Here is a 24,159-nt window from a genome sequence, read left to right as displayed (position 1 = left end):
GCTCCCTTGTACTCAGGCCTTGATGACGTTTGCGTACGACGCGCGGTACTTGCCGCGGCTGTCAATGAGGAGCTTCGCGTGCTGGCGGATCAGGAGATAGTCGAAGGCATCGTGATCGGTGGCCAGCACCACGGCGTCGAAGTCGCGGAGCGTTTCGCCATCGAGCGGCACGCTCGACAGATCGAATTGATGCTCACGCATCTTTGGAAACACCGGGACGTGCGGATCGCTGTAGGCGATCGTCGCGCCGCGTGCGCGAATCTGTTCCATGATCTCTACTGACGGCGATTCGCGCATGTCATCGACGTTCTTCTTGTACGCGATGCCCAGCATCAGCACCCGGCAGCCCTTGAGCGCCTTGCCCTGCTGGTTCAGCCCCTCCACCAGCCGGCTGACCACGTACTCCGGCATGGCCTTGTTGACTTCACCGGACAGCTCGATGAAGCGGGTGTGCAAGCCGTACTCGCGGGCCTTCCAGGTCAGGTAGAACGGATCGATGGGAATGCAATGCCCGCCGAGGCCGGGTCCAGGATAGTAGGCGGTGAAGCCGAAGGGCTTGGTCGAGGCGGCGTCGACCACTTCGAAGATATCGATGCCCATCCGCGTGGCCACGATCTTCATTTCGTTGACCAGGCCGATGTTCACGGCACGATGAATGTTCTCGAGCAGCTTGGTCATCTCGGCGGCCTTGGTCGAGCTCACCGGCACCACGCGATCGATCGCCACTTCGTACAGCGCCATACCGACCTCGCGGCAGACCGGCGTCTGGCCACCGACGATCTTGGGAATGCTGCGCGTTTCGAATTTTCCATTGCCCGGGTCCTCGCGCTCCGGCGAGTACACGAGGAAGATGTTGCTGCCGACCTCCAGGCCACCTTCCTGCATGCGAGGCAGCAGTTCTTCCTCGGTGGTGCCGGGGTACGTGGTGCTTTCCAGCGACACCACCTGTCCGGCGCGCAAGTGCTTCTTGATGGCGTCCGCCGTGTTGATGACGAAGCTCATGTCCGGTTCGCGATGCTTGTTGAGCGGCGTCGGCACACACAGGATGATGGCATCGCACTCGCTGGCGCGCTCGAAATCCGTGGTGGCCTCGAATCCGGTCTCGCGGGCACGGCCGATGCTGCTCGCGGGGATATGCTCGATGTAGCTTTGCCCGGCATTCAGCTTGGCAACCTTGCTCTCGTCGATGTCGATACCCAACACACGAAACCCGATTGCGCAGTAGCGCAGCATCAAGGGCAGCCCGACATAACCCAGGCCGACGATGCCGATAATGGACTCCCTGTTCTTGATCCGTTCGATGAGTTCTTTGGCAATTGGGCTCGACATAATGGAATCAGAAGATTTGTGGTTGAACTCGCTTGAGTCGGACTGGCGTGCAAGCTGACAGCGCTGGATTGATCAGCCGTGCTTGGATTCTAGAAACTTCCGGTCCTGCAGAGATGCGGGCATTGTTGTCGCCCGCACACAACGTTGCGGCGCGCCGGCAATGTGCGCGGCCGCACGGACGCGGGCCAGGTGGTATGCCCAGCATCCGAACAGAGGGGGGGTGACCGCGCATCCCTGCGCAGCACGATGCATCGACGACGCGATTGCAAGGCACGTCGACGCACCAGGCATCGTCACGCCAGCCAATGCATCAGGATTGACGGAGCGAACGCACGAACAGGTAAGCCTGCAGGATGCGAGAGGGAGTCTTTTGAATGAAGAAGTAAGGCTGCTGTCTGGCCCCGAATGCCCGGAAAAAGCGCTCGACCGGTTCCAGCATCGACCCTTCGAAGTCAAAGCTACGTGTCACGCCGGACGCGTAGCGGATCGCTTCCCACATGCACAGGCTGGCCGCGCCACTGGTCCGCAGCACGGGGTCCGAGCCGCCCATCAGGTAATAGGCAACACGCCCATCCCAGACCAGATAGACACCGGAATGACGACGGCCTTCCTTGTCCACGGCGATGAGGATCCTGCGTGCGCCGCGTTCCGCGCACGCGGCGTCAAGGCGGCGGACGTAATCCTCCGTGTAGGGTTGCGCCATGCCCTGCCGCAAGAAGACCTGTTTGTTCAGCTTGATGAATTCGTCGATGCCCAGGTCGTCGCGAACCTCGAGGCCATGGCGCGAGGACGCCTTGCGGATCTCGGCGCGGATGTTGGGCTGCAAGCCGTTCCAGAGCGCGTCCTGGTCCGACAGATCATCGAGTACGTAGGTGTACTTGGTGGTCTGACGGAACCCCTTCCAGCAAAAGGGCAGCCAGTTGGTATGGTTGGGGGCCCAGTGCTGCTGGAAATGGTCGAACCGTGGCAGCTGCGCGATCAGGTCGTCCATCAACTCCTTCTGCTGGCCCAGCACCCTTGCCGGCTTGCCATCCATGGGTGCCAGCCACGGGCCGTGCATCTTGGCCAGTGCCGGCTGGGCAATGACGTTAAACCCGTACATGTGCCGGGTCGCGTAGGGCATGCTTGCCACGATCTGGCCACCACGTTCGACCAGCGTGGCGCTCCAGTTGCCGGGGCCGGCGGTGGCGTCCAGCCACCACGCCTGGCTGAATAGCGGAATGTTCGCAGCCGTATTGCAGTGCTGGCGGTAGCGCGCTTGTGCGGTCTCGGCCGCTACCTCGGTCCCGGCGACGTCCCTGGTGGCCGCAGTGGCCGTGCTTGCCACGGGCGCGAGTTCGGGGCGGTGGCCGGTATCCCCTTGCGGGCGGGGGTCGAAAGTCGGTGGGGCCACGTCCGTCGCGGCATTGGCGATCACATTCGCACTGTTCATCGATTCCTCTCATGCCGTTCGCCGGCGGATGCGTCCACGGCAACCTTCAGCCAGCCTCGCTCGGATTGGACAACGTGGCCTGCGGCAGGTCCACGTCGGCTTCCGAGGGCGGGTGCCAGCGCGATGCCGGGGCGCGCGACGACGGCGGAGTCGTTGCCACGGCCTTGCGGGCGGGCGAATCCAGGGAGCTGTAGGGGGTGTATTCGTAGACCAGACTCTGTATCGCGATCTGGATCTCCAGTTCGTCGCGGGTCTCGCAGGCCGCGAACAGGCGATCGAGCTTGGCATGCAACACGGAGGCTTCGAGGAACGGTTCGTTCGAGCACAGGATGCGCTCGTGCCTACTGGGCGTCACCTCGCCACCGATCAGGAGCTCTTCGAAAAGCTTCTCGCCCGGACGCAACCCCACGACCTTGATTTCGATGTCGCCGGCGGGGTTCTTGCGTGTCTTTTCCACCAGCCCGGACATCTCGATCATCGTGCGGGCAAGGTCGATGATGCGCACCGGCTGCCCCATGTCCAGCACGAAGACCTCCCCGCCTTTCGCCATCGCGCCGGCCTGGATTACCAACTGGGCAGCTTCCGGGATCAGCATGAAGAAGCGGATGACATCGGGATGCGTGATGGTGATGGGCCCGCCCGCACGGATCTGCTTGCGGAACAGTGGCACCACCGACCCGGACGAGCCCAGGACATTGCCAAAACGCACCATCGAGAACGTGGTTCTGGTATTGGGACGGGCGGCAGCGGCTTGAAAGATCAGTTCCGCAGTCCGTTTGCTTGCACCCATGACATTGGTGGGGCGGACCGCCTTGTCGGTGGAGATCAGCACGCAGGTCTCGACGCCGAAGTGGTCCGCCAGGTCGGCAATGGTCAGAGAGCCCAGCACATTGTTGCGGATGCCCTCGGACATGTTCCCTTCCACCAACGGCACATGCTTGTAGGCCGCCGCGTGATAGATGGTGTCCACCTGCTGGCCGCGCAATGCGGCCGAGACAGCTTCGGCGTCGCACACCGAGCCGATCCGGGCCGTGATCGGCAGTTCAGGATAGCGTTGGCGCAGTTCCTGTTCGATCGTATAGAGCGCGTATTCGGAGTGGTCGAACAGGATGAGGCGCTGCGGCTCCTGCGTGGCGATCTGCCGGCACAGCTCATTCCCGATGGAGCCACCCGCGCCGGTGACCATGACCGTCTTGCGTTGCGTGCATTTGGCGAACAGGTCTTCTCGCGGCGGGACGATGTCGCGGCCCAGCAGATCCTCCACCCGGACGTCGCGGATGGACTGCACGGTGATCTTGCGGTCCACGAGTTCGAGCAAGGTCGGCAGCATGCGAACGCTGACCGAATAGCGGTGCAGCTTGTCAACGATCTGGCGGCGACGCTCGACCGGCAGGCTTGGAACGGCCAGCACGACTTCATTGATGGCGTGCAGTCGGATCTGCTCGCGCATCTGGTTGCTGTGATAGACGCGCAGGTCGGCAAAGACCTTGCCGTCGAGCGTGAAGTCGTCGTCAAAGAAGCAGACGGCCTTGTGGCCTAGGCTGGCACGCATGGCAATGGCGAGCTGGAAGCCCGCTTCGCCGGCGCCGAAGATGCCCACGCGCGAGGCCGAGGGCCCGGGCTGCGCACTCCGGACCTGCTGCGAGCGTGTCAGCAACGCCCGTGCGACAAAGCGCGAGATCACTACATAGGCAAAGGCGATGAACCAGTAGATCAGCAAGCCGGTGCGGGGCAGACTGTCCAGATGTATGAGGAACGACAGCCCATAGGTCAGCCCGACCAGACAGGCCAGGCTGGCGCCGGTCGTCCACAGGACCTTCAGGTCAAAGTACCTGACGACTGTCCGGTACAGCCCGCTCAAGGAGAACACGGGAATCGTGCAGGCGGCGATGATCAGCGGTGGCGTGACGCCGTACCGCTCGAGCAGTTCGAAGTTGCCGGCGCGCAGGAACAGTGCAAAGCCGAAACACAGGGGCAAGGCGAGCAGATCGGCTGAAATCATGATCGCGGTCTTGCGGCGTCTTGGCAGGGCGGTCAGCCATTGCGAGAACCATTTGATCATTTGCCGCTACCCCATGCCGTGATGGGACGACGTCCGACGACTACCGGACAGGCGTCCGGATACCCCGAGGGACAAAGGATTGGGTGCAAGCGGTTCTGCATGGCTCGATGGTTGTTCTTTTCATGGGAAGGTCCACCGGCTGGTGGCCTTCAAGGGTCATGCTGGCTTGAGCGTGGCTCCCGATTTCCTTCACGCCGGCAGCGTGACCGATTTCGTCGACGCACGACCCGATGGAAGGAAGTATTGATGTTGCTTCGGGACATGCAACACGACTACGTGTGCTCGCGTACGTAGCGGCGCCTGCACGCCAGCGCGCTTCCACCTCAACTGAGTGGTCTAGGCCACATGACGGCCTTCACTTGCCTATGCAAGTTTGATTAGATGAACGCATTCCGTCGGACGGGGTGTGTCGCGTCGCGCGGATTGGGGCGCGTCGTGAACGGCCCGATTGGCAGCACTTACCCTGACAACGATTTCCGAGGTGGATGACCATGCTGGATACCGGATTCTCTCCCTGGCCGAGCTTCTCCGCCGACGAGGCCGCAGCCGTGCAACAGGTCTTGCTCTCGAACCGGGTGAACTACTGGACGGGCGCGGAATGCCGGAAGTTCGAGGAGGAGTTCGCCACCTGGGTGGGGACGGCGCATGCGGTCGCGCTGGCAAACGGGACGCTCGCGCTGGACATCGCGCTGAAGGCCCTGGACATTGGACCGGGCGACGAGGTCGTGGTGACGCCGCGTACCTTCATCGCCAGCATTTCCAGCGTGGTGAATGCGGGAGCGACGCCGGTATTCGCGGACGTCGAGCTTGCCAGCGGCAATCTTTCGGCGGCGACGATCCGCAAGGTCCTGACGCCAAGGACGCGGGCGATCCTGTGCGTACACCTGGCCGGCATACCGTGTGACATGGACCCGATCATGGCGCTGGCGGGTGAGCGCGGGATCAAGGTGATCGAGGATTGCGCCCAGGCGCATGGTGCACGGTACAAGGGCCGGTCGGTCGGCGCGATCGGCGACATCGGTGCATGGTCCTTCTGCCAGGACAAGATCATGACCACCGGCGGCGAGGGCGGCATGGTGACGACCAACTCGAAGGCGCTATGGTCCCGCATGTGGTCGTACAAGGACCATGGCAAGAGCTGGGACGCCGTCTATGGACGCGAGCACCCTCCGGGCTTCCGGTGGTTGCATGAATCCTTCGGGACGAACTGGCGCATGCTGGAAATGCAGGCCGTCATCGGGCGGATACAGTTGGCACGCATGACGCAATGGACGGCGCAGCGCGCGGCCAACGCAGACGTCATTGCCGAAGCGCTTCGATTGTGCGACGCCGTGCGATTGCCGTCGTGTCCGGCACACGCACAGCCCGCCTGGTACAAGTTCTATGCATTCCTCCGCCCGGGATTGCTGGCCGATGGCTGGAGCCGCGATCGTATCGTGGCCGAGATCCAGGCACAGGGCGTGCCGTGCTATCCAGGCGGCTGCACCGAGGCCTATCGCGAGAAGGCGTTCGACGGCACTGGCTGGCGCCCGGCACGGCGCTTGCCCAATGCGAAGTTGCTGGGTGAAGCCAGCCTGATGTTCCTGGTGCACCCGACCCTGAGCGATGCGGAAATCAGGAAAACGGCACGCGTCGCCGAGGAGGTCATCACGCGGGCCACCGCCCGCGTGCCCGTCCAGGCAGCTGCCGGCGCCTCCCTGTCGGCAGGACTGATGAGTGGAGATGCCTGAGGATGGCATTTCTGGAATCGCTGCTCTTTTTCGGGGAAGCGGGAAGAGCGCTGGCCATCGCCATGCTCAGTGCGCTGATCCTTGTCTGCGCGGGACACTGGGCACGCGCCTCTCGCTGGCTGGTTTCGTTTTGCGCGGGCGCCGCGCTGATTCTTGTCTGCAAGCTGGCGTTTGAAGTTAACGGCTGGTACGCGCCAGCACTGGGTATATACAGTGTCAGCGGACATGCCATGCTGACAACCGCCGCGTATCCCGTTCTGTTCATGCTGCTAGGGGCCGCCGTGAGTCCACGCGCGGCAAGAGTTGGGCTTGTCGCGGGGCTTGTCCTGGCGTTGATGGTGGCGATTGCCCTGGTGGTTGGCCACTACCATACCTTCACGGAAACCCTGCTGGGTGCGGCGATCGGGCTGGGCATCGCGCTGATGAATGCGCGCGGGCAAGTCGTGGGGCGGGCGGCCGTTGTCACGGCATTGTCGATCGTGTGCCTGGTCTCGGTGACCCTCGATCCGCGTACGGTTGTCCGTGCCCTTCGCGGGACCGTGGTCGCGCTGCCCGGCAAGTGGCTCGACGACGACCAACGCTACGATCGGCTCATTACAGCCGATCCCGTTACCGGGCGCTCACAGGTACAGGTCCTTCTTCCCCTTCGGGATGCAATGGAGAAGGAGCGACGGCAACACGTTCCTGGTGTCAAGGAGGGTGGTCCCAGCTGAATGCGGGAGTGACGACGGAACGGGAGAGACACCTTGAACGTCAGACAGCGGAATCTGATGGAAATCTCCATACTGGATACGTCCAGTTCCCAATGGAGAGCCATGCTTGCATGCTGCAGGCACGACTGCTGCCACACGCCCGGCTGGCTTCGCGCCGCCGAATACGGGGATCGCGGCAAGGCGCACGCCGTGCATGCGACAGACGGCGACGCACACCTGCTGGTGCCCTTCATACGGCGCGAGCTGCCGGGCGGCGAGTGGGATGCGGTCTCGCCCTATGGCTACGGCGGTCCGATCGTCAGCGACGGCGCATCGCGGGCCTTCACGGATGCGGCACTGCGCCAGGCCGTTGACGTGCTGCGTGAAGCAGGCTGCGTGTCCTGGTTCATTCGCCTTCATCCGCTCATCAACGCCGGCTGGGAAAGTTCGGTCGGCGCGGTCATCGAGCAGGGACCGATCGTCGCGATCGACCTGACCAAGACCGAGGACCAGCACTGGCATGAGACCGGGCACGGCCATCGTCGCGCGATCGCCAAGGCCACGCAGGCCGGTGTCAGCGTCAGGATCGACAACAGCCGGAAGGCCATGTCCAGATTCGTCGACATCTACAACCAGTCGATGTGCCGCCTTCACGCCCAGGCGTACTACTATTTCGACGAGCGGTATTACATCACCCTGCGGAAGGAGCTCGGTAGCAGCCTGCAGTTGTTCGTGGCGGAGGAGAATGAGGAGATCATCGGTGTGGGGCTGCTATCGGTGGCGAGGTCCATGGGCATCCTGCAGAGCCATCTGTTTGGCGCCGATGCACGGTTTCTCCATCGCGAGCCGCAGAAGCTGGTGATCCATACCCAGCGTGCATGGGGCCGCGAGCACGGCTACAAGCATTTGATCCTGGGCGGGGGGCGGAGCTGCGGTGGGCAGTCGGAGGATTCGCTCCTGACCTTCAAGCGTAGATTCTCGCCGGACATCCACGTCTTCAAGACACAGCGGGTGATCGTCAACCCCCAGCGGTATGCGGCGCTCTGCGCCGGTGCCAACGCCCACGAGCCAGGGTGCGATCTGGACGGATATTTTCCGGCGTACCGGCGCCAGGAGATCCTTTCGGAATGATCCTGGCGCCGTTGGCGGAACCGCTTCGCTTGTCGCGGATGCGGGCGCGGGCGAACCCTCAGATCGTCGGGCTCGTCGCCTGGTAGGTGGATTCGCCGCTGGTGCGGGGCGTCACTGCCGACAGCGCGCTGCTGCCGCGTGTCATATGCTCATCGCCGCTCACCCATTCCAGCGTGGCGCCGCGCTGCAAGGCCGCGTAAACCGCCTCGCCCTTGTTGCGCACCTTGAGCCGCTGGTACAGCGTGCACGCATGGCTCTTGACGGTGGCCACGGAGATATTGAGCATGCGGCTGACCGTCTTGATTGGGTAGCCACGCGCCAGCAGCACCAGCACCTCGTACTGGCGTGGGGTGATCTTGAGCATTTCCGCTTCGTTGTAGCTGGGTCCGTCCTCGGCGATCGGCATCGGCTGCGCGGACACGGCTGACGACGACGCAATCGGCTGGCCCGGGCGCAGGCTGGTCAGGTCGCGCACGGCCACGGCGGCACGCATCGCGCTGGCACACGCGAACGGCGATGCCGGGTCCTGCGGCATGGCGGCGGAAAGCGGCAACGGTGCGGCCGACGCCAGCGACGTGGCGGCGGGCATGGCCGAGCGCGACGCCACCGGCGTTGCCACGGCATCGCCCGCGAACATCAGCCCTTGCACGCTAGAGATGGCCAGCCGGATGGCGGCTTCGATGACGGCAAGCGACGCCGACTTGGGCAGGCAGCCACAGATGCCGCGCGCGGCGTCGGACGACGGCACGTGCAGGGGCAACGTATCGGCCAGCACCAGGATGCGCTGCGGCGCCAGCCGCTCGCGCGCCTGTTCGAGCTGTTCCCAGCCCGTGGCTTCGTCGGCAGGCATGCCGAAGACCAGCAGGTCGGCGTTTCGGTGAGGGATTTCCAGGCGGTTGATGTCTGCCGGCGCCAGCGCCAGGACATGTCCGGATTCCTGGACGGTTTCGAGCATCTGCAGCAACCCAAGTCGGAGCAGTGGATGCTCCTCAATCAGCAACGCATTCATTTTTCTTGACTCCCCGTTTTATGGGTGAGATGCGGGGCGCTTTGCGTGAGGGAGGTACACCGCTGGCCTGCGCGCACACCTTGAGCGATGGCGCCTGTGTCAGCTGTAACCCCGTGCTTCCGTGTCTGTCGATGCCCGCTTGTAAGATGGGCTTGTCCGCGCGACCGGAAGTATGACCCGTACCCGTACCCGAAAGAAACTCTCGCTCCTAAATCGAAACTTAAATTCATCTTATGGGCTGGTCCGAACGAATGCAAGCGTAGTGGTTGTGGTTGATGCGGGTATGTAATGCGCTCAACCTCATAATCCATTGCCGGGCTCGTGCATTTGGTTGGAGAAGTATTTGCAAAGTCATCCAGACGGGCCTGTCATTGGCGTTTCACCGTTGATACATCACCTCCGGCGGGTGTTTCACGCATGCAACCGATTCGAATGAAAATGGCCGGATTAATATCAAAAAGTAACCCGCATGGGGGGTGTGGCATTAACGGAAATAGTGTGTGGTGGCGCATTAATGAAACGCCATGAAAATGTTCCGGATGTGAGTTTTTACGGTTGCGCGGCCGGTGGGGAGCCTGTGGATCTAGTGCAAAAGGATGAAGCGCGGATCGTGCCTTGGCAGGAAAGAAAAATGCGTTGTTGCGTGGCCGTCGCCCGGTCTGCAACCTCCCTGAATGGATGATGCGACGCCCCTGTAAAACGCAACGGGCCGGACCACATGCCCGTGGATCCGGCCCGCTGTTTCCAACATGTCAGCGTTTCAGCATTAGCGTGCGCTGACTAACTGGTCGATTTAACCCGGCTGCCGCTCAGCGGGCCCAGTAGCCCGGGCGCTGGTACCAGCCATGGGGACCATGCACCCAGCGTTCCGGCACGTAGCGCTGGCCGGGGCGGGCGGCCTGGTAGTAGCCACCGCGCCAGGCGTAGTTGCCGCGCGCCCGGTCGTAGTGGCCTGGCACCCATACCTGGCCGGGACGCGGGCCGGGTCGCACTTCATGATGCGGGGGCGGCGGCGGGCTCTTGTAGTAGCCGTGGGCTTGCGCGGCAGGCGAGAGCAATCCGAAGACACCGCCGGTGGCGAGGACAGTGGCAGCAAGTAGGATCTGGCGTTTCATGGTTTTCTCCTTGGAGACGTGGCGGTCGTCAGGTGCGTCTCGGCTTAGTAGCGGCCGCCGCGATAGTAGTCATGGTGGTAGTGCGGGCCACGCGGCGGCACCACGATGCAGGCGGACAGCAGGGCGCTGGTGGTGGTGAGCAGGATGGCCAGTGCGATTGCGCGCTTCATTTGGAAACTCCGTTGCCGGGTGGCGTTGAACACGGCTTCACTCTAGCGGCGGGGTCGGCGCAATCGCGGTTGCACTTGTAAGGCTGTCTCACATGGGTCGACCCTGCGGCGGCCCTTCCGGAAGGCTTACGGCATCGCCCGCCAGGCCTTGCCAGGCAAGGGTTTGGGGCAATGTGACGAATGCGCTGGAAAGATCTCTGACGGGTCAGCGGCCGGTAATGTGGCGTTACATCGGAAATGAGTTACGCAAAGATTTGGCGATGTCCCGGCGATGTCCCGACGATGTCCGGACGGCCTGGAGGGCGCGTCATCGCATTCGGCGTTTGCCCCGTTGTGCGCAGAAACGGGTACGCTTCAGGCGTGTCGTGCTTCTTCCCGTGTCCCCGTGACGGTGCGAAAACCGGTCTCGGCGGGGCAATGGCGGGTGGTGGCACGCCCCACGATGCGTCATCGCGGCATGCCATGCCTTGCAGAAAGCGTGCTGTCGCGATGGCACGAAGCTTGCGCCAGTCATTTCGCCGTATTCCCGGAGGGAGGACGTCATGCCGGTCATGTTCATCGTGCTGGTTCTGCAGGCCCTGGAGGGTCTGAGCCCGCTCACCGTGCCGCAGTTCGCACGCGCGCATCTGGACGGCGGCGTCGTCGATGCCGTGGCGTTGATCGAGCGCACGCAGTCACCGTAGCCACGCGGCGGCGCGACGTCTCTCCGGAAAAGGCCATCCAAACCAGACCGGAGAGACCAACATGAATCGCGACGACGTGACCGACCTCATCATCGAAGCCAAGGTAAAACGCGGCATCTCGTGGGCCCATGTGGCCGAACGGGTGGGCAAGAGCAAGGAATGGACGACCGCCGCCTGCCTGGGGCAGATGACGTTCGACGAGGCCGGCGCACGCGCCGTGATGGAGATCTTCGACCTGCCAGCCGAGGCCGAGCCGTGGCTGCGCACCGTGCCCTATAAAGGCTCGCTGCCGACGCAAGTACCCACTGACCCGCTGATCTACCGGTTCTACGAACTGGTCAGCGTGTATGGCACCACGTTCAAGGCGCTGATCCACGAGGAGTTTGGCGACGGCATCATGAGTGCCATCGACTTCCGGATGGACCTGCAGCGCGAGGCCGATCCGAATGGCGACCGGGTACGCATCGAGATGTCCGGAAAGTTCCTGCCCTACAAGACGTACTGAAGACGTTCAGCAGCATTGCGGGCGCCGGGACGGCCGCGGGTGCGGTCGTCCCGGCTTTTCTTCTGCACGCGGCGGCGTGTCAGCCGAAATATTCCTGGTAGTAGCGCGCGCAGGTGCCGGTCTGGCGGAACGTGTACGGCAGTTCGGCCATGGCGGCTGCTTCCAGCGAGCCAAAGGGGATGTCGAGATCGGCCTCGGGGTGCTCGGCCACTTCGTCGGTGCGGGAGATGTGCTGGGGATTCACGGTAACACTCACTCAATCGAAGGCGGGCCTGTCAGGCGCCGCGTTGCACGGGGGTTGGTCGGGCGCAAATTGTCGCCACGCAGCAATCCTACGTAATCGCGCGCTATTGATCATCGGGTTAACGCTGAAAAGACTGTTCCATTTCGGGGATCAATCGCGGTTGGCTATCGGGCTCATAGCGGCGAGAGCGCAACAAAGCGGCTGCGTCGGCGCCCGTTGCGGGAAACCGGGAATAAAGCCCGCCACCGGTGTGGCGTGGGACTATAGTGGCTGTGGAACATGCAAGCGGTTGTTCACTTCCCCCCCACCTGACGCGGGAGCCCGCCATGAGTCTGCCGCCCTGCTTTGCTGACCGCCGTGAGGCTGGCCAGTATCTTGGCCAGCGCCTGGTCGAACTTGGCTATGCGCGTCCGGCCGATGCCAATCCGCCGCTGGTACTGGCCTTGCCGCGTGGCGGCGTGCCCGTAGCGCATGAGGTGGCGCGTGCCATCGATGGCACGCTCGATATCCTGCTGGTCCGCAAAATCGGCGCACCGGGCTATCCCGAGCTGGCGCTCGGAGCCGTGGTGGAGGCCGATGCCAGCGGCAATGGTCCGCATACCGTGATCAACGAGGGGCCGTGGGTACAGCGCGCGGTGGAATCGGGTGCGTTCGATGCCGAGCGCGGCCGGCAGCTCGGCGAGATTTGCCGTCGGCAGCAGCGCTATCGGCAGGGCCGGCCCGTGGTGGCCATGGCCGGCCGTTGCGTGATCGTGGTGGATGACGGCGTGGCCACCGGTGCCACGATGCGTGCCGCGCTGGATGCCGCGCGCACGGCTACCGCGTCGCGGGTCGTGGCCGCCGTGCCGGTGGGGTCCGCCGAGGGGCTTGACACGCTGCGCGAAGTGGCCGACGACGTGGTGTGTCTCAACACGCCGGTCAGCTTTGGCGCGGTCGGTGCGTTCTATCTCGATTTCACGCAAACCACCGACGACGAGGCCATGTCGCTGCTGCGCGAAGCCCATTGCGCGTCGATGCTGCCGCCCCATGCGGCGTGGCGGCGCGGTGAGCCGCCGTTCACAGCAAATCCGCTGGCGCGCTAGGGCGTGCCAAGACGCACCTTCAGGTGCGGAATCAGGCCGCCGGCGCGCAGTAGCGCGCGCAGGAATTCCGGCACGGGCTCGCAAGGCACGTGGGTGCCGTCGTCCAGCGTCACCCGCGCGCCATCGAGATCGAAGGTGGCATGGATGCCATCCGTCAGCGCGTCCGTGCGCGGGCACACCAGCACGGGCAGGCCCAGGTTGATGGCATTGCGATAGAACAGCCCCGCGAACGATGGCGCCAGCACTGCTGCCACGCCCAGATGCTTGAGCGCCTGGGCCGCCTGCTCGCGCGACGAACCCATGCCGAAGTTGGCGCCCGCCACGACGATGTCGCCGGGACGGACGCCGCCGGGAAATTCCGGTCGCAAGGTTGCCAGGCAATGCCGTGCCAGTTCGTCGAGGCTCGACTTCATATAGCGGCCCGGCGCCATGGCATCGGTATCGACATCGTTGCCGAAGCGCCAGACCCGGCCAGCGGGTGGATGCGGAAAATCGGGGGCGGGAGTCATGCCAGCAGCGTGCGGGGGTCGGCGATACGGCCGGTCACGGCGGTGGCTGCCACGGTCAGCGGCGATGCCAGCCAGACCGCGCTGCCTTCATCGCCCATGCGCCCGGCGAAATTGCGCGCGGTCGAGGCAATCGCGCGGCTGCCGGCCGGAAAGCGGCTGGCGCCATAGCCGGCGCAGGCATTGCATGCGTTGGGCAGCAGTTCGGCGCCGGCATCGAGCAACACGCCGAGCGTGCCTTCCTGCTGCGCGATCTGCTGGTCGCGTACCGAGGCAGGCGCCACGCGTAGCAATATGCCCGGAGCTACCTTGCGACCACGCAGCACGCGCGCCGCCATGCGCAGGTCTTCGAGCTTGGCCCCGGTGCAGGCGCCGATATAGGCGATGTCCATTGGCTCGCCCGCGGCTTGCGTCACGGGTGCGCTGTTGGCCGGTGTGTGCGGCGCCGCCACGTGGGGCGCCAGCGTCGTGGCATCGAAGCGATGCGTGAGCAGCGTCGGGGCATCGGCGTCGCTGCGCCAGTGGCGTGGGTCCAGCGCGGCCAGCGTTGGCGCATCGACGCCCGCCGCCGCCAGCCATTCCATGGTGGTGGCATCGGGTGCGATCAGTCCCGTCTGCGCACCCAGTTCGGTACACATGTTCGTCAGCGTCATGCGTTCCTGCATCGGCAGCGCGGCCACTGCCGGGCCGGTGAACTCGATGGCCTCGTAGCGGCCGCCGCCAAGCCCCAGCGTGGCACACAGGAACAGCATGATGTCCTTGGCGCAGACGCCGTCGCTCAGCGCGCCCTGCCAGTCGATGCGGATGGTCTGCGGCACGCGCAGCCAGATTTCGCCGGTGGCCAGCACGCCAGCCATTTCCGTGGCGCCCACGCCGAACATGTACGCGCCGAAGGCCCCGCCCGTGGGGCTGTGGCTGTCGCCGCCCACGATGAAGCGCCCCGGCAGCACAAAGCCGCGCTCGGGCAGCACCACGTGGCAGATGCCCTGGCCGTCGATGAAGTTGGTGATGCCGGTATCGCGTACCCAGTCGCGCGTGAAGCGCACGATGGAATCCGCATCGGGGTCCGATACCGGCAGGAAGTGGTCGGTCACCACGACATAGCGCGATGGATCCCACACCCGCGCGCCCAGCTCGCGCAGCAGCGGCGCCACGCGGCGCGGGCCGCTGGAGTCGTGCGACATCGCCAGGTCGACCTTGCACATCACGATGCTGCCCGGCACCACGTGCGCCACGCCTGCCGCGCGTGCGACGAGCTTTTGCGCGAGCGTGGCGGGCAAATGAACAGGGTCGACGGCGTTGCCGCTGGACAGGGTCATTCCGGCTGGGCTCCCGAGTACTTCACCACGGTGGCCCAGCGCTTGACGTCCTGTTTCACGAAGTTGGCGAACTCGGCCGGCGGCATGCCACTGGGCTGCACGCCGTCGTTCTCCAGCCGCTTGCGCACGGCAGGCTGCTCGAGGCCACGACGTGCGGCCTGGTACAGCGCCTGCGTGATCTCGGGCGGCAGCCCGGCAGGACCGAACAGGCCAAACCACGCGCTCGACTCAAAGCCCTTCACGGTCGCGCCAATCGGCTGCGCACCCGGAAACTGCGGCAGCGGTGCCGGGCTGGTCACGCCTAGCACCTTGAGCTTGCCGGCCTTCACGTGCTGCGCCACGTTGATGGTGCTGGCGAACATCAGGTCCACCTGTCCCGCCAGCAGGTCGGTGATGGCGGGCGTGGTGCCTTTGTACGGAATGTTGACGATGTACGTGCCCGTCATCATCTTGAACATGTCGCCAGCCAGATGCACCGACGAACCCACCGAGCCGATACCGAAATTGAGCTTGCCGGGCTCGGCGCGAGCCAGCTTGATCAGTTCGGGAATGTTGTTGGCGGGCAGCTTGGGCGTGGCAACCAGCACGCTTGGCACGTTGGCCACCAGCGTGATCGGCGTGAAGTCCGCGATCGGATCGAACGGCAGCTTCTTGTAGAGCGTGGCGTTGATGGTATGGCTGGTGAAACTCATCAGCAGCGTGGTGCCGTCGGGCGGGCTCTTGGCCACCATGTCGGCCGCGATGTTGCCGCCGGCGCCGGGACGGTTCTCGACCACCACAGGCTGGTCCAGCGTCTGCGAGATTTCCTGCGCGATGGTGCGCGCCAGGGTGTCTGTGGTGCCGCCTGCGGGCGCACCCACCAGGATGCGGATCGGCTTGCCGCCAGCAATGGTTGCGTGCGCGGCCGGCATGGCCAGGACAGAAGCCAGCGCCAGCAGCGCCAGCGCGCGGCGACGGCCGGGTCGGGTGGAGGGTCGGGCAGGCGAATGCACGCCCGGGCGAACGACTGGCATGACTTGGGCTCCTCGTCAGTGTGATCTGGAGTGCGCAGTATGGCCCGAAAAGCGTGGTGTGGAAACGCCGGAGCGGCGCAGGGAAATCCCTGCACCGGCATCCGGTCGATTCAGTGTGTCAGGCGGGTCAGTCGCGCAGACCGGTGCGGGTTTCGTTTTCCACCCACACGTTGGCGCTATCACCACCGCCCATCGGCGACAGTTCCATGCGGTACTCGTAGCGGTCGGGCCGATACTGTCCCATCAGCAGCTGTACCGGACGTCCGGCCTTGTCCAGCACCACGCGGCGCACGGCCAGCAGCGCACCGCCCACCGGCACATCCAGCAGCGGAGCCACGACCACATCGGCCAGGCGCGCGGTCAGCACCTGCGACGCGCGTCCCAGCTCCACGCCAGCGGCTTCCAGCAGGCGCAGCATCGGCGTGGTTTCCAGGTCCTTGCGTGCCAGCGGCCGGCCCAGGTCGGCGGGCAGGTAGGTGGTGATATGGGAAAGCGGCCGGCTCTTGTAGTGGCGCACCCGCACGATCTTGATGACGGGGTCGCCCACCTGGATCTTCAGCGACTCGGCCACGTCGGGGGTGGCGTGCACCTCGTCGATGGAGACGACCTTGACGGACGTCTTCTCGCCCATGTCGATGATGGTGCCGAGCAGGCTGGTGGCACGCTCGTCGGCCGATTGCGGCTTGACCGGATGGGGGTTCACGAAGGTGCCCAGGCCGCGATGACGGCGGACCAGACCTTCCTGCACCAGGCGGTCGAAAACGCGTCGCATCGTCACGCGCGAGGCGTGGAACTGCTTGGCAAGGTCAATTTCGCCCGGCAGCGGGCCCTGGCCGAAACGGCCTTCCACGATCTGCTGGCGGAGCACCACGTAAATCTGGTGATACAGGGGGACGACGGCTTCACTCATGGTTTGCCCTGGCAAATGCGCTAACAAGTGTTGACGCGACTAATGTACGTTAAATCAGACATAGAGCCTAGCATGAAACATCGTTGCGACGCCCGGGCCACTGTATTACGGCGCGTTTAATCGCGGCGGGCCCCCGCTGTATCCGGTTTCGCAAGAAACCCTGCCCGAACCGCGCGATTTGCGCTGTGCAGTGGCGCACACGCATGACTTGCCACCAAGCGGCCCACGCGTCGGCCGTCGTGCCTCCGGTCATCCGCACACCGCCAGCGCCATGTGAATCCCGAATGACCCTTGTTTCATGGCCGTTACGCCGCGTAGCCATGCGGGTTTGCGTGTAGGTGCGCGCTAACTCATTGAATGCAAGCCCTTTTTCGGGGGAGTGTTGGCTGTTGGCCGACAACCGGCCGGAACCTGTGTCACAGCCCTGTGACATGTCTACTCCCAAGCACAGGCCCGCGCCCGCGGCCGAGCCAAAAACCTGTCTGAAAGTTCCCTCGAAATGTTCCGGCAGCCGTTGTATTTCAACGGAATTCCGCTTGAGCCATGCGGGCTGGCACTGAATATGCGCAAGGGGAGGCTGGACTGGCAACCGTGCCGGACCTAAACCTCCAGCCGATGTTCTCGAGAGCGCCGGCCGGAGGCTGAGCCGCAGTACAAACTTCCTGGGAGCTTCGTATGAAAAAGACTTTACTCGCGTCGGCGATTACCCTGGTTTTTGCAGGCACAGCTTGGGCTAACCCGACGAACAACAACACTACCGGAGGCGGGAACGAGCAGACGGCCACCGCGACTTCAACTCAGGGGAAGGGAAACAACGCCAACGAAAACTCCACTGCGACTCAGGACAACTCCGACCGTAGCACTTCCACATCCACCAAGACCGCAACGCTGACGTCGAACAAGACGTCGACCAGGACAACGACCTCCACCAATTCGCACAACTACACCGACCAAGACATGGCCGGCTACGGTAACGCAGCAGCCGCCAACGGCAGCACTGCTACCGCGAACTTCAGCAATTCGTTCAACAGCAGCAAGGCGCTGGCGATCAGCAAGCTGAATGGCACGGTGTCGGGCGTCTCGGTCAGCAACATCGGCAACTACGCGACCAATAGCGGCAACGCCAATGGCGCGTCCGGCGGTGCTGGCGGCAAGGGCTATGGCGGCACGGGCCAAGGCGGCTCGGGCGGCAATGGCGGCAATGGCGGCAACAGCGGCAATGGCGGCGGCGGCGGCAGCGGCGGCAACGCCACCAACGGCAGCGCCAGCGCAGGCTATGCCGTGAACGGCAGCGCTTCGGCTGGTGACGGCGGCAACGGTGGCAAGGCCATTGGCTGGGGCGGTGACGGCAGCGGCGGCAAGGGCTATGGCGGCGATGCACTGTCGGCAAGCCTGGGCGCTGGCGGCAAGGGTGGTTCGGCCCTGGGTGCTGGCGGTAGCGCTGGCAATGTGTCGAAGGGTGGCTCCGGCGGCGACGGCGGCTGGGCCAAGGGCAGCGGCGGCTCCGGCCTGGGCGGCGGTCTGGGCGCAGGCCTGGGCGGCGGCCTTGGCGCTGGCGGCAGCAGCGGTGCCACCAACTCGTCCAACGAGCGTGGTCCAGGTGCCGGTGGCACGGGCACGGCAACGGCTGGCGCTGGCGGCGCAGGCAGCGGCACCGGCACGGGTTCGGGCACTGGAACCGGCACCGGTACTGGCGCGTCCGGCACCGGCACTGGCGGTGCAGGCGCTGCAGGCGGATCGGCTACGGCCACGGCAACGGCTGGCGCTGGTTCGGGCACGGGCGGCGCCGGCGGTGCAGCTACGTCCACCTCGGGTGCAGCTACTGGTGGTGCAGGCTCGGGTACCGGCGGCAACGGCGGCGCGCAAAACAGCGTAGCCGGTGCTGGTGGTGCTGGCGGCAATGCTACCAATGGCAGCGCTTCGAGCACGGCCTCCAATGGCAGCGCCACGGCCGGCAACGGTGCGGTGGGTGCGGCCTCGGGTACCGGCGGTGCAGGTGGCGCCGGTGGTGTGGGCAATGGCGGCACGGGCGGTACCGGCAACGGTGCGGTCGGTGGCGCTGGTGGTAACGGTGGCACGAACTATGTGGATGCCGGCACCTTCAACATGTCCAATGCCATGACCAGCGTCGGCCAGTCCGCCGCAGGCATCATGATCGCCAACCAGAACAGCGGCATGGCATCGCTGGTGCAGCAAAGCGTCAATGTGCAAGCCAACATGAACGTTGGCAAGTAAGCACCTGGCGTGCTCTGTTCTGTTCCGCACGGAGCGGAACAGAGCCGTTGGGTTTGAATGGACACGACAGCGCATGGGGCCGAGGTCTGACCCCTGCGCTGCCATGTCAGATGCTTGCAGGTTCGCGTACCGTGGCCCGGATGGGGTGCCACACCGCGGAGCACGAGGGGAGACGCACCATGCGATCGCATCGCCCAGCTGTCGCCGTATTGTCGACAGCCTTACTGGTCTGGCCGTTCATGCAGGCCAACGCAGGGCCGCCCAGCGCCGAGGCATCCGCCACGGCAGTCGCGGTCGCAAGCAGTGACACAGGCGCGGCCACGGCAGTGGCGGGCGCGGTGGCCAGCGTGTCGGCAACGCCGGACGCGAGCCGCAAACCAGATATCTTCGGCACGGCAGCAAGGGCCGTGGCGGCCGAGAAGCTCGACGGGGTACGCGGTGGCGCCGAGCTGGTGGTCAACGACATGCGCCTGCATGGCACGGTTGGCGACAACGCGGCCGTCAACACATTCTCCGGCAGCAACATCGTGTCGGACGGATCGTTCTCGAACGCTGCGGGATTGCCCACCGTGATCCAGAATTCGGGCAACAACGTACTGATCCAGAACGCGACCATTCTCAACGTCCAGTTCAAATGATCATGCGCAGCCTGCTCTGTAAGGTCGCCTGCGTGGCGGCGGTGCTGGGCGGCGTGACGGCCGCCCAGGCCGATACGATCCGCGTTCCCGGCGACCAGGGCAACACCTTCTACGTGCCGGTCACGAGCCTGCGCGAGGCCCGCTTTCGCACCACGATCCGCCAGCAATACGACTTCAGTTGCGGATCGGCGGCGGTGGCCACGCTGCTGACGTACCAGTACAACGTCCCGACATCGGAGCAGACGGTCTTCGCCAACATGTACGTCAACGGCGACCAGGCCAAGATCCGGGCCGAGGGCTTTTCGCTGCTCGACATGAAGCGGTTCCTGGAGTCGCGCGGCTTCGAGGCCGATGGCTACGAACTGCCGCTGTCGAAGCTGGAGGAAGCGCAGGTTCCGGCCATCGTGCTGATCATCGAGAACGGCTACCACCATTTCGTCGTGGTCAAGGGCGTCAAGGGCAACCGTGTCCTGATTGGCGACCCGGCACGCGGCACCCGCGCACTGGAGCGCGAACATTTCGAGCGGATCTGGGACAGCAGCCTGCTGTTCGTGATCCATAACCGTACGGATCAAGCCCGTTTCAACGTGGCCGCGGACTGGCGTGTCGCGCCGACCGGCCCTTACTCAATGGGAGTACCGCGAGACAGTCTGTTTTTCACCGTCATGCCCAAGCATGGCATTTCCGATTTCTGAGTTGAGGAACGTCATGGCCCAGACAAGCGGTTCCAACGCGCCCAGACGCACGGCCGGTCATGCTACCGCCGCCGTGCTGCTTGGCGCGGGCCTGGCATGCGCTGGCAATGCGCACGCCAGCGCCGAGGCACTGGCCACTGAGAACACCGAAACCGCGGAAAGCGGCGTGGCCGTTGCCATTGCCACTGCCATCGATTTGCCCGCACTGCCGGCCGCCACCGAACTGACGGCGCTCGCCACGCACGCGCCGGATCCGCCTTCCGCATCGGTCGCATCGCCCCAGTTACCCGAATTGCCTGCCGTGGCTGTCGCGCCGGAAAGCGCCGCCAGGGCAGTTGAATCCGTTACACAACCCGTTGCCATCGAATCCGTTGCCGAAGCGCCTGCGCGAGTGGTTCCGGTCGACAAGGCCAGCGTGGCCCGACACCCGACCACCGGAGATCCGCTCGCGGTTGCCATGACACTGGCCACGCGCGACCCCGATGCGGAGGTGTCCACGGCACGCAAGCAAATGGCCAAGTGGAAGCCGGTCGCGCAGGCGCGGCTTGATGAATCCCGCGGCGGGTTCAGCGCCGGCGGGCTGCAGGTGGGCTTTGGCATCGACCGCGCCGTGTTCGTCAACGGCGCGCTGGCGGTGTCCACCAGCATCACCATTCCCGATATCAGCGCCATTACGGCCGCGCAGGCCAATCAGCTGGCGCAAGCCTTGGGGCAGGTCACGGTGGCCGTGACTGCGGCAAACAGTGCGGCCAGTGCCGCCGTGGCGGCCGCGCAAGCGGCGGCAGCCGCGGCGCAAGGCCAGGCGGGTCAGGCAGGGCAGGCGGCTACCGCCACGGCCAATGGTGCCGCCGCGTCGGCGCAAGGCGCCGCAGGTGCAGCCAGCAGCACAGCCAGTGCGGCGGCCGCCGGTGCCGCCGGCATGGCAGCGGGCGCGGCAGGCGTGGCGCAGCAGGCCGTGGCCAATGCGGCCGGCACGGTCGTGACCAACGGGCTGCTGACGGTAATCCAGAACGGCGCCGGCAATGTCGCCAATCTCGGTGCGGTATCGAACATGCCCGGTACTGTGATCCAGAATAATCTCAATAACCAAAACATACAGAGCCTGATGACGCTCAACGCAAGCGTGAATTCCCTGGCCGCGTTCCGCGCACAGATGGCCAACACGGCGTTGAACAGCGTTCTCCAAAGGTCAGCAGCAATGAGGTAAATCGCGTGTAGTCACGAACGAACAGGTGCGGGCCCTGCAGTATGCCCGCCGTCCCGGGGGAGGAAGACGTCATGAAGAAGCGTTCGCTGCAGGGCATCGGCTATGCCGGATGCTCGATGCTTTTGCTTGGGGGAATGGCCCAGGCACAGACACCGCCGGATGCGGGGCCGCCAGCCGCCGCCCGGCTGGAGTCGTTGCAGAAGGAGCTCGCCGATCAAGCCAGACAGCTTGACGACATGAAACGCGCGTTGGCCGAGCAACAGGCCACGATACGCGAGCTGCGCAGCACGGTGGACAACGATGCGCTGGCGCGCAAGCGCGGCGGTCAGGGCGCGGGCGTGACGCCCGGCAACACGGCGACCAACGCGGCAGCCGCCGGCGCCGCCGCCAGCGCCACCCAGATCAACAACACCGCGCAGCAGGGCGTGCAGGCGCAGCAGGCGCCAGTTGCAGCGCCGCCCGACGCGCCGCCGCAGGGCCAGGCCGCGCAGCCTGGCGAATCGGCTGCCGGCATCGAGGAGCCTGTGGGCAAGCCGCCCGAACGCGAAACGCGCCCGCCCGAGATCGCGCCGATCTTCGACCAGCCTGGCGTGCTCACGCCGGCCCAGAAGCTTGTGGTGGAACCCAGCCTGCAGTACGGCTATTCGTCGAGTGACCGCGTGGCGCTGGTGGGCTATTCGGTGATCCCGGCCATCCTGATCGGCCTGGTCGATGTGCGGCAGGTGAAGACGTCCACGTACATTGGCGCGGTGGCATTCCGCTACGGCCTGACCAAGCGGCTCGAAATCGAAGCCAAGATCCCGTACGTGCATACGAGCGCCGACACGGTGAGCCGCGAGATCTTCACCGGCACCGCCGTGGATAGCGTGTTCAATGCCAGCGGCAGCGGCCTGGGCGACGTGGAAGCGACGCTGCGCTACCAGCTCAACTACGGCAACGAGAAGATGCCGTTCTTCATCGGCTGGCTGCGCTACAAGTCGAACACGGGCCGCGATCCGTTCGAGGTGGTGACCGACTGTATTACGCGCTGCGTGAGCAATACCACCGGTACCGGCCTGCCCCTGGGCATGCCTACCGGCACGGGTTTCCAGGCGATTCAGCCGGGCGTGACGTGGCTGCTGCCGACCGATCCGGCCGTGTTCTTCGGTACCTTCAGCTACCTGCACAACTTTGCGCGCGACAACATCAGCCGCACCGTGCTCAATGGCGAGAAGGAATCGCTGGGCAAGATCGCACCGGGCGATATCTTCCAGTTCAACTTCGGCATGGGCCTGTCGCTGAACGAGCATGCGTCGTTCAGTATCGGCTACGACCAGAGCATCATCTGGCCGACCAAGCAGAACGGACAGACCATACCGGGCTCGGTACGCATCACGCAGGGCACGCTGCTGGTGGGCTATTCGTATCGCTTCAACAACCGCTACACGCTGAACCTTTCGGTGGGTGCCGGCCTGACGCGCGACACGCCAGACCTGACGGTCACGGTACGCCTGCCGATCACATTCTGACCGCATGATGCACCGCGAGGTGACGCCCGGAATCCATACCGTGCGCGTCATCCCGCAGTCAGCCTTTCGGTGCCTTGCACTGTCACTGCGGAGAGAGTAGAACGGAACGAAACCGTCCCTGACGGAGACCCAACGATCTATGCATGGGGCGGCCTGACAGAGGAGGCAAACATGCGCAAACGGATCTTCTGGTTGTTGCCCGACCTGGCAAGCGCCCGCCGTACCATGGACGACCTGCTGCTGGCTCGCATCGAAAACGGCCACATCCACTTTGTGGGCCGCGACGGCGCGGACATGACCGGGCTGCACGAAGCGAATTTGTTCCAGACTTCGGACATCGTGCACGCGGCGGAAATGGGCCTGATGGTGGGTGGCGGCGTGGGTATCGTGGCCGGGGTGGTGGTGGCCATGTTCCCGATCGTCAGCGATACGCCGCAATGGGGCCTGGTTGGCGTGCTGGCCGTGCTTGGCGCCGTGTTTGGCGCGTGGGCATCCAGCATGATCGGCAGTTCGGCGCCCAACAGCCGTTTGCGCGCGTTCGAGAAGGACATCGAGGCCGGCAAGCTGTTGCTGATGGTGGACGTGCCGCGCGGCCGCGTGGAAGAAATCGAAACGCTGCTGCAGAACGCCCATCCGGAAGCCCGCTTCGCAGGACTCGATCCGGCAGTACCGGCTTTCCCCTGAAGCCCGGGGCGGCAACCGCCGCCGGTCAGCTTTACCCAGCGCGCCCGCGTGGCGCGCCTCTGGCGCATGTTCCATCATGCGCCCGCTGCGGCCACACCGGCCCGCACTGGACCAAACAGGTGTCGGTGTGATGCCGCAGCAACAGTTCCCCGCCCGCCATTGTCCCCAAGTTTGAACAATTACCTCGGTTGAGGTACTTTTCGCAAACGCCATGCGACGTGTCGTTTCAAACGCGACAAGGCCGCAACGGCAGGCAGCTG

At 64.8% G+C, this 24,159-nt stretch carries 23 protein-coding genes; 12 read left to right on the top strand and 11 right to left on the bottom strand.

The annotated features are described in order from the left end of the window. Window positions 1–12: 12 nt before the first annotated feature. The 3 genes from wbpA to MFF62_RS09120 form a co-directional block, all read right to left on the bottom strand. Window positions 13–1,329 carry a UDP-N-acetyl-D-glucosamine 6-dehydrogenase gene (wbpA, locus tag MFF62_RS09130; RefSeq protein ID WP_238262352.1) on the bottom strand — a complete coding sequence of 439 codons (1,317 nt, stop codon included), beginning with the start codon at window positions 1,327–1,329 and terminating at the stop codon, window positions 13–15. Between the two features lie 310 nt (window positions 1,330–1,639). Further along, window positions 1,640–2,746 carry a GNAT family N-acetyltransferase gene (locus tag MFF62_RS09125; protein ID WP_238262350.1) on the bottom strand — a complete coding sequence of 369 codons (1,107 nt, stop codon included), beginning with the start codon at window positions 2,744–2,746 and terminating at the stop codon, window positions 1,640–1,642. A gap of 61 nt (window positions 2,747–2,807) precedes the next feature. After that, window positions 2,808–4,823, bottom strand: coding sequence for a polysaccharide biosynthesis protein (locus MFF62_RS09120; RefSeq protein ID WP_238262349.1), 2,016 nt, complete (start codon window positions 4,821–4,823; stop codon window positions 2,808–2,810). Window positions 4,824–5,314: 491 nt separating this feature from the next. Here MFF62_RS09120 and MFF62_RS09115 point away from each other — a divergent pair, with 491 nt between their 5' ends. Genes MFF62_RS09115 through MFF62_RS09105 form a run of 3 tightly spaced genes read left to right on the top strand, consistent with a single transcriptional unit; the run spans window position 5,315 to window position 8,376 of the window. Then, entirely contained in the window at window positions 5,315–6,553 is a 1,239-nt protein-coding gene (locus tag MFF62_RS09115) for a DegT/DnrJ/EryC1/StrS family aminotransferase (RefSeq protein ID WP_238263066.1), read from the top strand. A 2-nt stretch (window positions 6,554–6,555) separates the two neighbouring features. After that, a complete protein-coding gene (locus MFF62_RS09110) occupies window positions 6,556–7,266 on the top strand; it encodes a phosphatase PAP2 family protein (RefSeq protein ID WP_238262347.1) in 711 nt (236 codons plus the stop codon). Between the two features lie 33 nt (window positions 7,267–7,299). Then, window positions 7,300–8,376: a GNAT family N-acetyltransferase gene (locus tag MFF62_RS09105; protein WP_238262345.1), complete on the top strand. Its 1,077-nt coding sequence runs from the start codon at window positions 7,300–7,302 to the stop codon at window positions 8,374–8,376. 58 nt (window positions 8,377–8,434) lie between these two features. Here MFF62_RS09105 and MFF62_RS09100 read toward each other — a convergent pair whose 3' ends face one another. From MFF62_RS09100 to MFF62_RS30775, 3 genes are all read right to left on the bottom strand, one after another. Then, window positions 8,435–9,385, bottom strand: a complete 951-nt coding sequence (locus MFF62_RS09100) for a helix-turn-helix transcriptional regulator (RefSeq protein WP_238262342.1) — start codon at window positions 9,383–9,385, stop codon at window positions 8,435–8,437. A gap of 809 nt (window positions 9,386–10,194) precedes the next feature. Continuing rightward, window positions 10,195–10,500, bottom strand: a complete 306-nt coding sequence (locus MFF62_RS09095) for a hypothetical protein (RefSeq protein WP_238262341.1) — start codon at window positions 10,498–10,500, stop codon at window positions 10,195–10,197. Window positions 10,501–10,544: 44 nt separating this feature from the next. After that, the gene (locus MFF62_RS30775) at window positions 10,545–10,670 is read right to left on the bottom strand and encodes a hypothetical protein (protein ID WP_029050781.1); all 126 of its coding nucleotides are present in this window, start codon (window positions 10,668–10,670) and stop codon (window positions 10,545–10,547) included. Between the two features lie 542 nt (window positions 10,671–11,212). On the opposite strand from MFF62_RS30775, the gene MFF62_RS09090 reads away from it, so the two are divergent. Both MFF62_RS09090 and cynS read left to right on the top strand, forming a co-directional pair. Next, complete coding sequence (locus tag MFF62_RS09090; protein WP_238262339.1) at window positions 11,213–11,353, top strand: hypothetical protein; 141 nt, start codon at window positions 11,213–11,215, stop codon at window positions 11,351–11,353. A 61-nt stretch (window positions 11,354–11,414) separates the two neighbouring features. Further along, on the top strand, window positions 11,415–11,858 hold the full coding sequence (cynS, locus tag MFF62_RS09085) for a cyanase (RefSeq protein WP_238262337.1): 444 nt from the start codon (window positions 11,415–11,417) through the stop codon (window positions 11,856–11,858). 79 nt (window positions 11,859–11,937) lie between these two features. Here cynS and MFF62_RS09080 read toward each other — a convergent pair whose 3' ends face one another. Continuing rightward, the gene (locus tag MFF62_RS09080; protein ID WP_238262335.1) at window positions 11,938–12,102 is read right to left on the bottom strand and encodes a hypothetical protein; all 165 of its coding nucleotides are present in this window, start codon (window positions 12,100–12,102) and stop codon (window positions 11,938–11,940) included. 326 nt (window positions 12,103–12,428) lie between these two features. On the opposite strand from MFF62_RS09080, the gene MFF62_RS09075 reads away from it, so the two are divergent. Further along, complete coding sequence (locus tag MFF62_RS09075) at window positions 12,429–13,184, top strand: phosphoribosyltransferase (protein WP_238262333.1); 756 nt, start codon at window positions 12,429–12,431, stop codon at window positions 13,182–13,184. Here the strand turns inward: MFF62_RS09075 and MFF62_RS09070 are convergent. From MFF62_RS09070 to MFF62_RS09055, 4 genes are all read right to left on the bottom strand, one after another. Further along, complete coding sequence (locus MFF62_RS09070) at window positions 13,181–13,693, bottom strand: LeuD/DmdB family oxidoreductase small subunit (protein ID WP_238262331.1); 513 nt, start codon at window positions 13,691–13,693, stop codon at window positions 13,181–13,183. The genes MFF62_RS09075 and MFF62_RS09070 overlap by 4 nt on opposite strands. After that, window positions 13,690–15,009 (bottom strand): 3-isopropylmalate dehydratase large subunit, encoded by a 1,320-nt coding sequence (locus tag MFF62_RS09065; protein WP_238262329.1) that lies wholly within the window; start codon window positions 15,007–15,009, stop codon window positions 13,690–13,692. Before MFF62_RS09065 ends, MFF62_RS09070 begins: the two co-directional genes overlap by 4 nt. Then, window positions 15,006–16,022: a tripartite tricarboxylate transporter substrate binding protein gene (locus MFF62_RS09060; protein ID WP_238262327.1), complete on the bottom strand. Its 1,017-nt coding sequence runs from the start codon at window positions 16,020–16,022 to the stop codon at window positions 15,006–15,008. Before MFF62_RS09060 ends, MFF62_RS09065 begins: the two co-directional genes overlap by 4 nt. Window positions 16,023–16,149: 127 nt before the next feature. Further along, complete coding sequence (locus MFF62_RS09055) at window positions 16,150–16,932, bottom strand: GntR family transcriptional regulator (protein WP_238262325.1); 783 nt, start codon at window positions 16,930–16,932, stop codon at window positions 16,150–16,152. Window positions 16,933–17,607: 675 nt separating this feature from the next. Here MFF62_RS09055 and MFF62_RS09050 point away from each other — a divergent pair. From MFF62_RS09050 to MFF62_RS09025, 6 genes are all read left to right on the top strand, one after another. Beyond that, entirely contained in the window at window positions 17,608–19,167 is a 1,560-nt protein-coding gene (locus MFF62_RS09050; RefSeq protein ID WP_238262323.1) for a hypothetical protein, read from the top strand. Between the two features lie 179 nt (window positions 19,168–19,346). Continuing rightward, window positions 19,347–19,805 carry a hypothetical protein gene (locus MFF62_RS09045; protein WP_238262321.1) on the top strand — a complete coding sequence of 153 codons (459 nt, stop codon included), beginning with the start codon at window positions 19,347–19,349 and terminating at the stop codon, window positions 19,803–19,805. Then, window positions 19,802–20,500: a C39 family peptidase gene (locus tag MFF62_RS09040; RefSeq protein WP_238262319.1), complete on the top strand. Its 699-nt coding sequence runs from the start codon at window positions 19,802–19,804 to the stop codon at window positions 20,498–20,500. The genes MFF62_RS09045 and MFF62_RS09040 overlap by 4 nt, the downstream gene beginning before the upstream one ends. 13 nt (window positions 20,501–20,513) lie before the next feature. Continuing rightward, window positions 20,514–21,707, top strand: a complete 1,194-nt coding sequence (locus MFF62_RS09035) for a hypothetical protein (protein WP_238262318.1) — start codon at window positions 20,514–20,516, stop codon at window positions 21,705–21,707. Window positions 21,708–21,778: 71 nt separating this feature from the next. Continuing rightward, window positions 21,779–23,215, top strand: coding sequence for an acetate kinase (locus tag MFF62_RS09030; RefSeq protein WP_238262316.1), 1,437 nt, complete (start codon window positions 21,779–21,781; stop codon window positions 23,213–23,215). 171 nt (window positions 23,216–23,386) lie between these two features. After that, window positions 23,387–23,899: a DUF1269 domain-containing protein gene (locus MFF62_RS09025; protein WP_238262314.1), complete on the top strand. Its 513-nt coding sequence runs from the start codon at window positions 23,387–23,389 to the stop codon at window positions 23,897–23,899. Window positions 23,900–24,159 lie beyond the last annotated feature (260 nt).

The organism is Cupriavidus pauculus (genome assembly GCF_022179805.1).
Classification (GTDB): Bacteria; Pseudomonadota; Gammaproteobacteria; order Burkholderiales; family Burkholderiaceae; genus Cupriavidus; species Cupriavidus pauculus_E.
Note: the sequence above shows the minus strand (reverse complement) of the source record. Positions and strands in the feature narration are given on the sequence as shown.

Excerpts from the sequence above, each read along its gene's own strand:
- wbpA (WP_238262352.1), bottom strand. The coding sequence starts at position 1,329 with ATGTCGAGCCCAATTGCCAAAGAACTCATCGAACGGATCAAGAACAGG.
- MFF62_RS09120 (WP_238262349.1), bottom strand. The coding sequence starts at position 4,823 with ATGATCAAATGGTTCTCGCAATGGCTGACCGCCCTGCCAAGACGCCGC.
- MFF62_RS09115 (WP_238263066.1), top strand. The coding sequence starts at position 5,315 with ATGCTGGATACCGGATTCTCTCCCTGGCCGAGCTTCTCCGCCGACGAG.
- MFF62_RS09110 (WP_238262347.1), top strand. The coding sequence starts at position 6,556 with ATGGCATTTCTGGAATCGCTGCTCTTTTTCGGGGAAGCGGGAAGAGCG.
- MFF62_RS09100 (WP_238262342.1), bottom strand. The coding sequence starts at position 9,385 with ATGAATGCGTTGCTGATTGAGGAGCATCCACTGCTCCGACTTGGGTTG.
- MFF62_RS09095 (WP_238262341.1), bottom strand. The coding sequence starts at position 10,500 with ATGAAACGCCAGATCCTACTTGCTGCCACTGTCCTCGCCACCGGCGGT.
- MFF62_RS30775 (WP_029050781.1), bottom strand. The coding sequence starts at position 10,670 with ATGAAGCGCGCAATCGCACTGGCCATCCTGCTCACCACCACCAGCGCC.
- MFF62_RS09090 (WP_238262339.1), top strand. The coding sequence starts at position 11,213 with ATGCCGGTCATGTTCATCGTGCTGGTTCTGCAGGCCCTGGAGGGTCTG.
- cynS (WP_238262337.1), top strand. The coding sequence starts at position 11,415 with ATGAATCGCGACGACGTGACCGACCTCATCATCGAAGCCAAGGTAAAA.
- MFF62_RS09075 (WP_238262333.1), top strand. The coding sequence starts at position 12,429 with ATGAGTCTGCCGCCCTGCTTTGCTGACCGCCGTGAGGCTGGCCAGTAT.
- MFF62_RS09070 (WP_238262331.1), bottom strand. The coding sequence starts at position 13,693 with ATGACTCCCGCCCCCGATTTTCCGCATCCACCCGCTGGCCGGGTCTGG.
- MFF62_RS09065 (WP_238262329.1), bottom strand. The coding sequence starts at position 15,009 with ATGACCCTGTCCAGCGGCAACGCCGTCGACCCTGTTCATTTGCCCGCC.
- MFF62_RS09060 (WP_238262327.1), bottom strand. The coding sequence starts at position 16,022 with ATGCCAGTCGTTCGCCCGGGCGTGCATTCGCCTGCCCGACCCTCCACC.
- MFF62_RS09055 (WP_238262325.1), bottom strand. The coding sequence starts at position 16,932 with ATGAGTGAAGCCGTCGTCCCCCTGTATCACCAGATTTACGTGGTGCTC.
- MFF62_RS09050 (WP_238262323.1), top strand. The coding sequence starts at position 17,608 with ATGAAAAAGACTTTACTCGCGTCGGCGATTACCCTGGTTTTTGCAGGC.
- MFF62_RS09045 (WP_238262321.1), top strand. The coding sequence starts at position 19,347 with ATGCGATCGCATCGCCCAGCTGTCGCCGTATTGTCGACAGCCTTACTG.
- MFF62_RS09040 (WP_238262319.1), top strand. The coding sequence starts at position 19,802 with ATGATCATGCGCAGCCTGCTCTGTAAGGTCGCCTGCGTGGCGGCGGTG.
- MFF62_RS09035 (WP_238262318.1), top strand. The coding sequence starts at position 20,514 with ATGGCCCAGACAAGCGGTTCCAACGCGCCCAGACGCACGGCCGGTCAT.
- MFF62_RS09030 (WP_238262316.1), top strand. The coding sequence starts at position 21,779 with ATGAAGAAGCGTTCGCTGCAGGGCATCGGCTATGCCGGATGCTCGATG.
- MFF62_RS09025 (WP_238262314.1), top strand. The coding sequence starts at position 23,387 with ATGCGCAAACGGATCTTCTGGTTGTTGCCCGACCTGGCAAGCGCCCGC.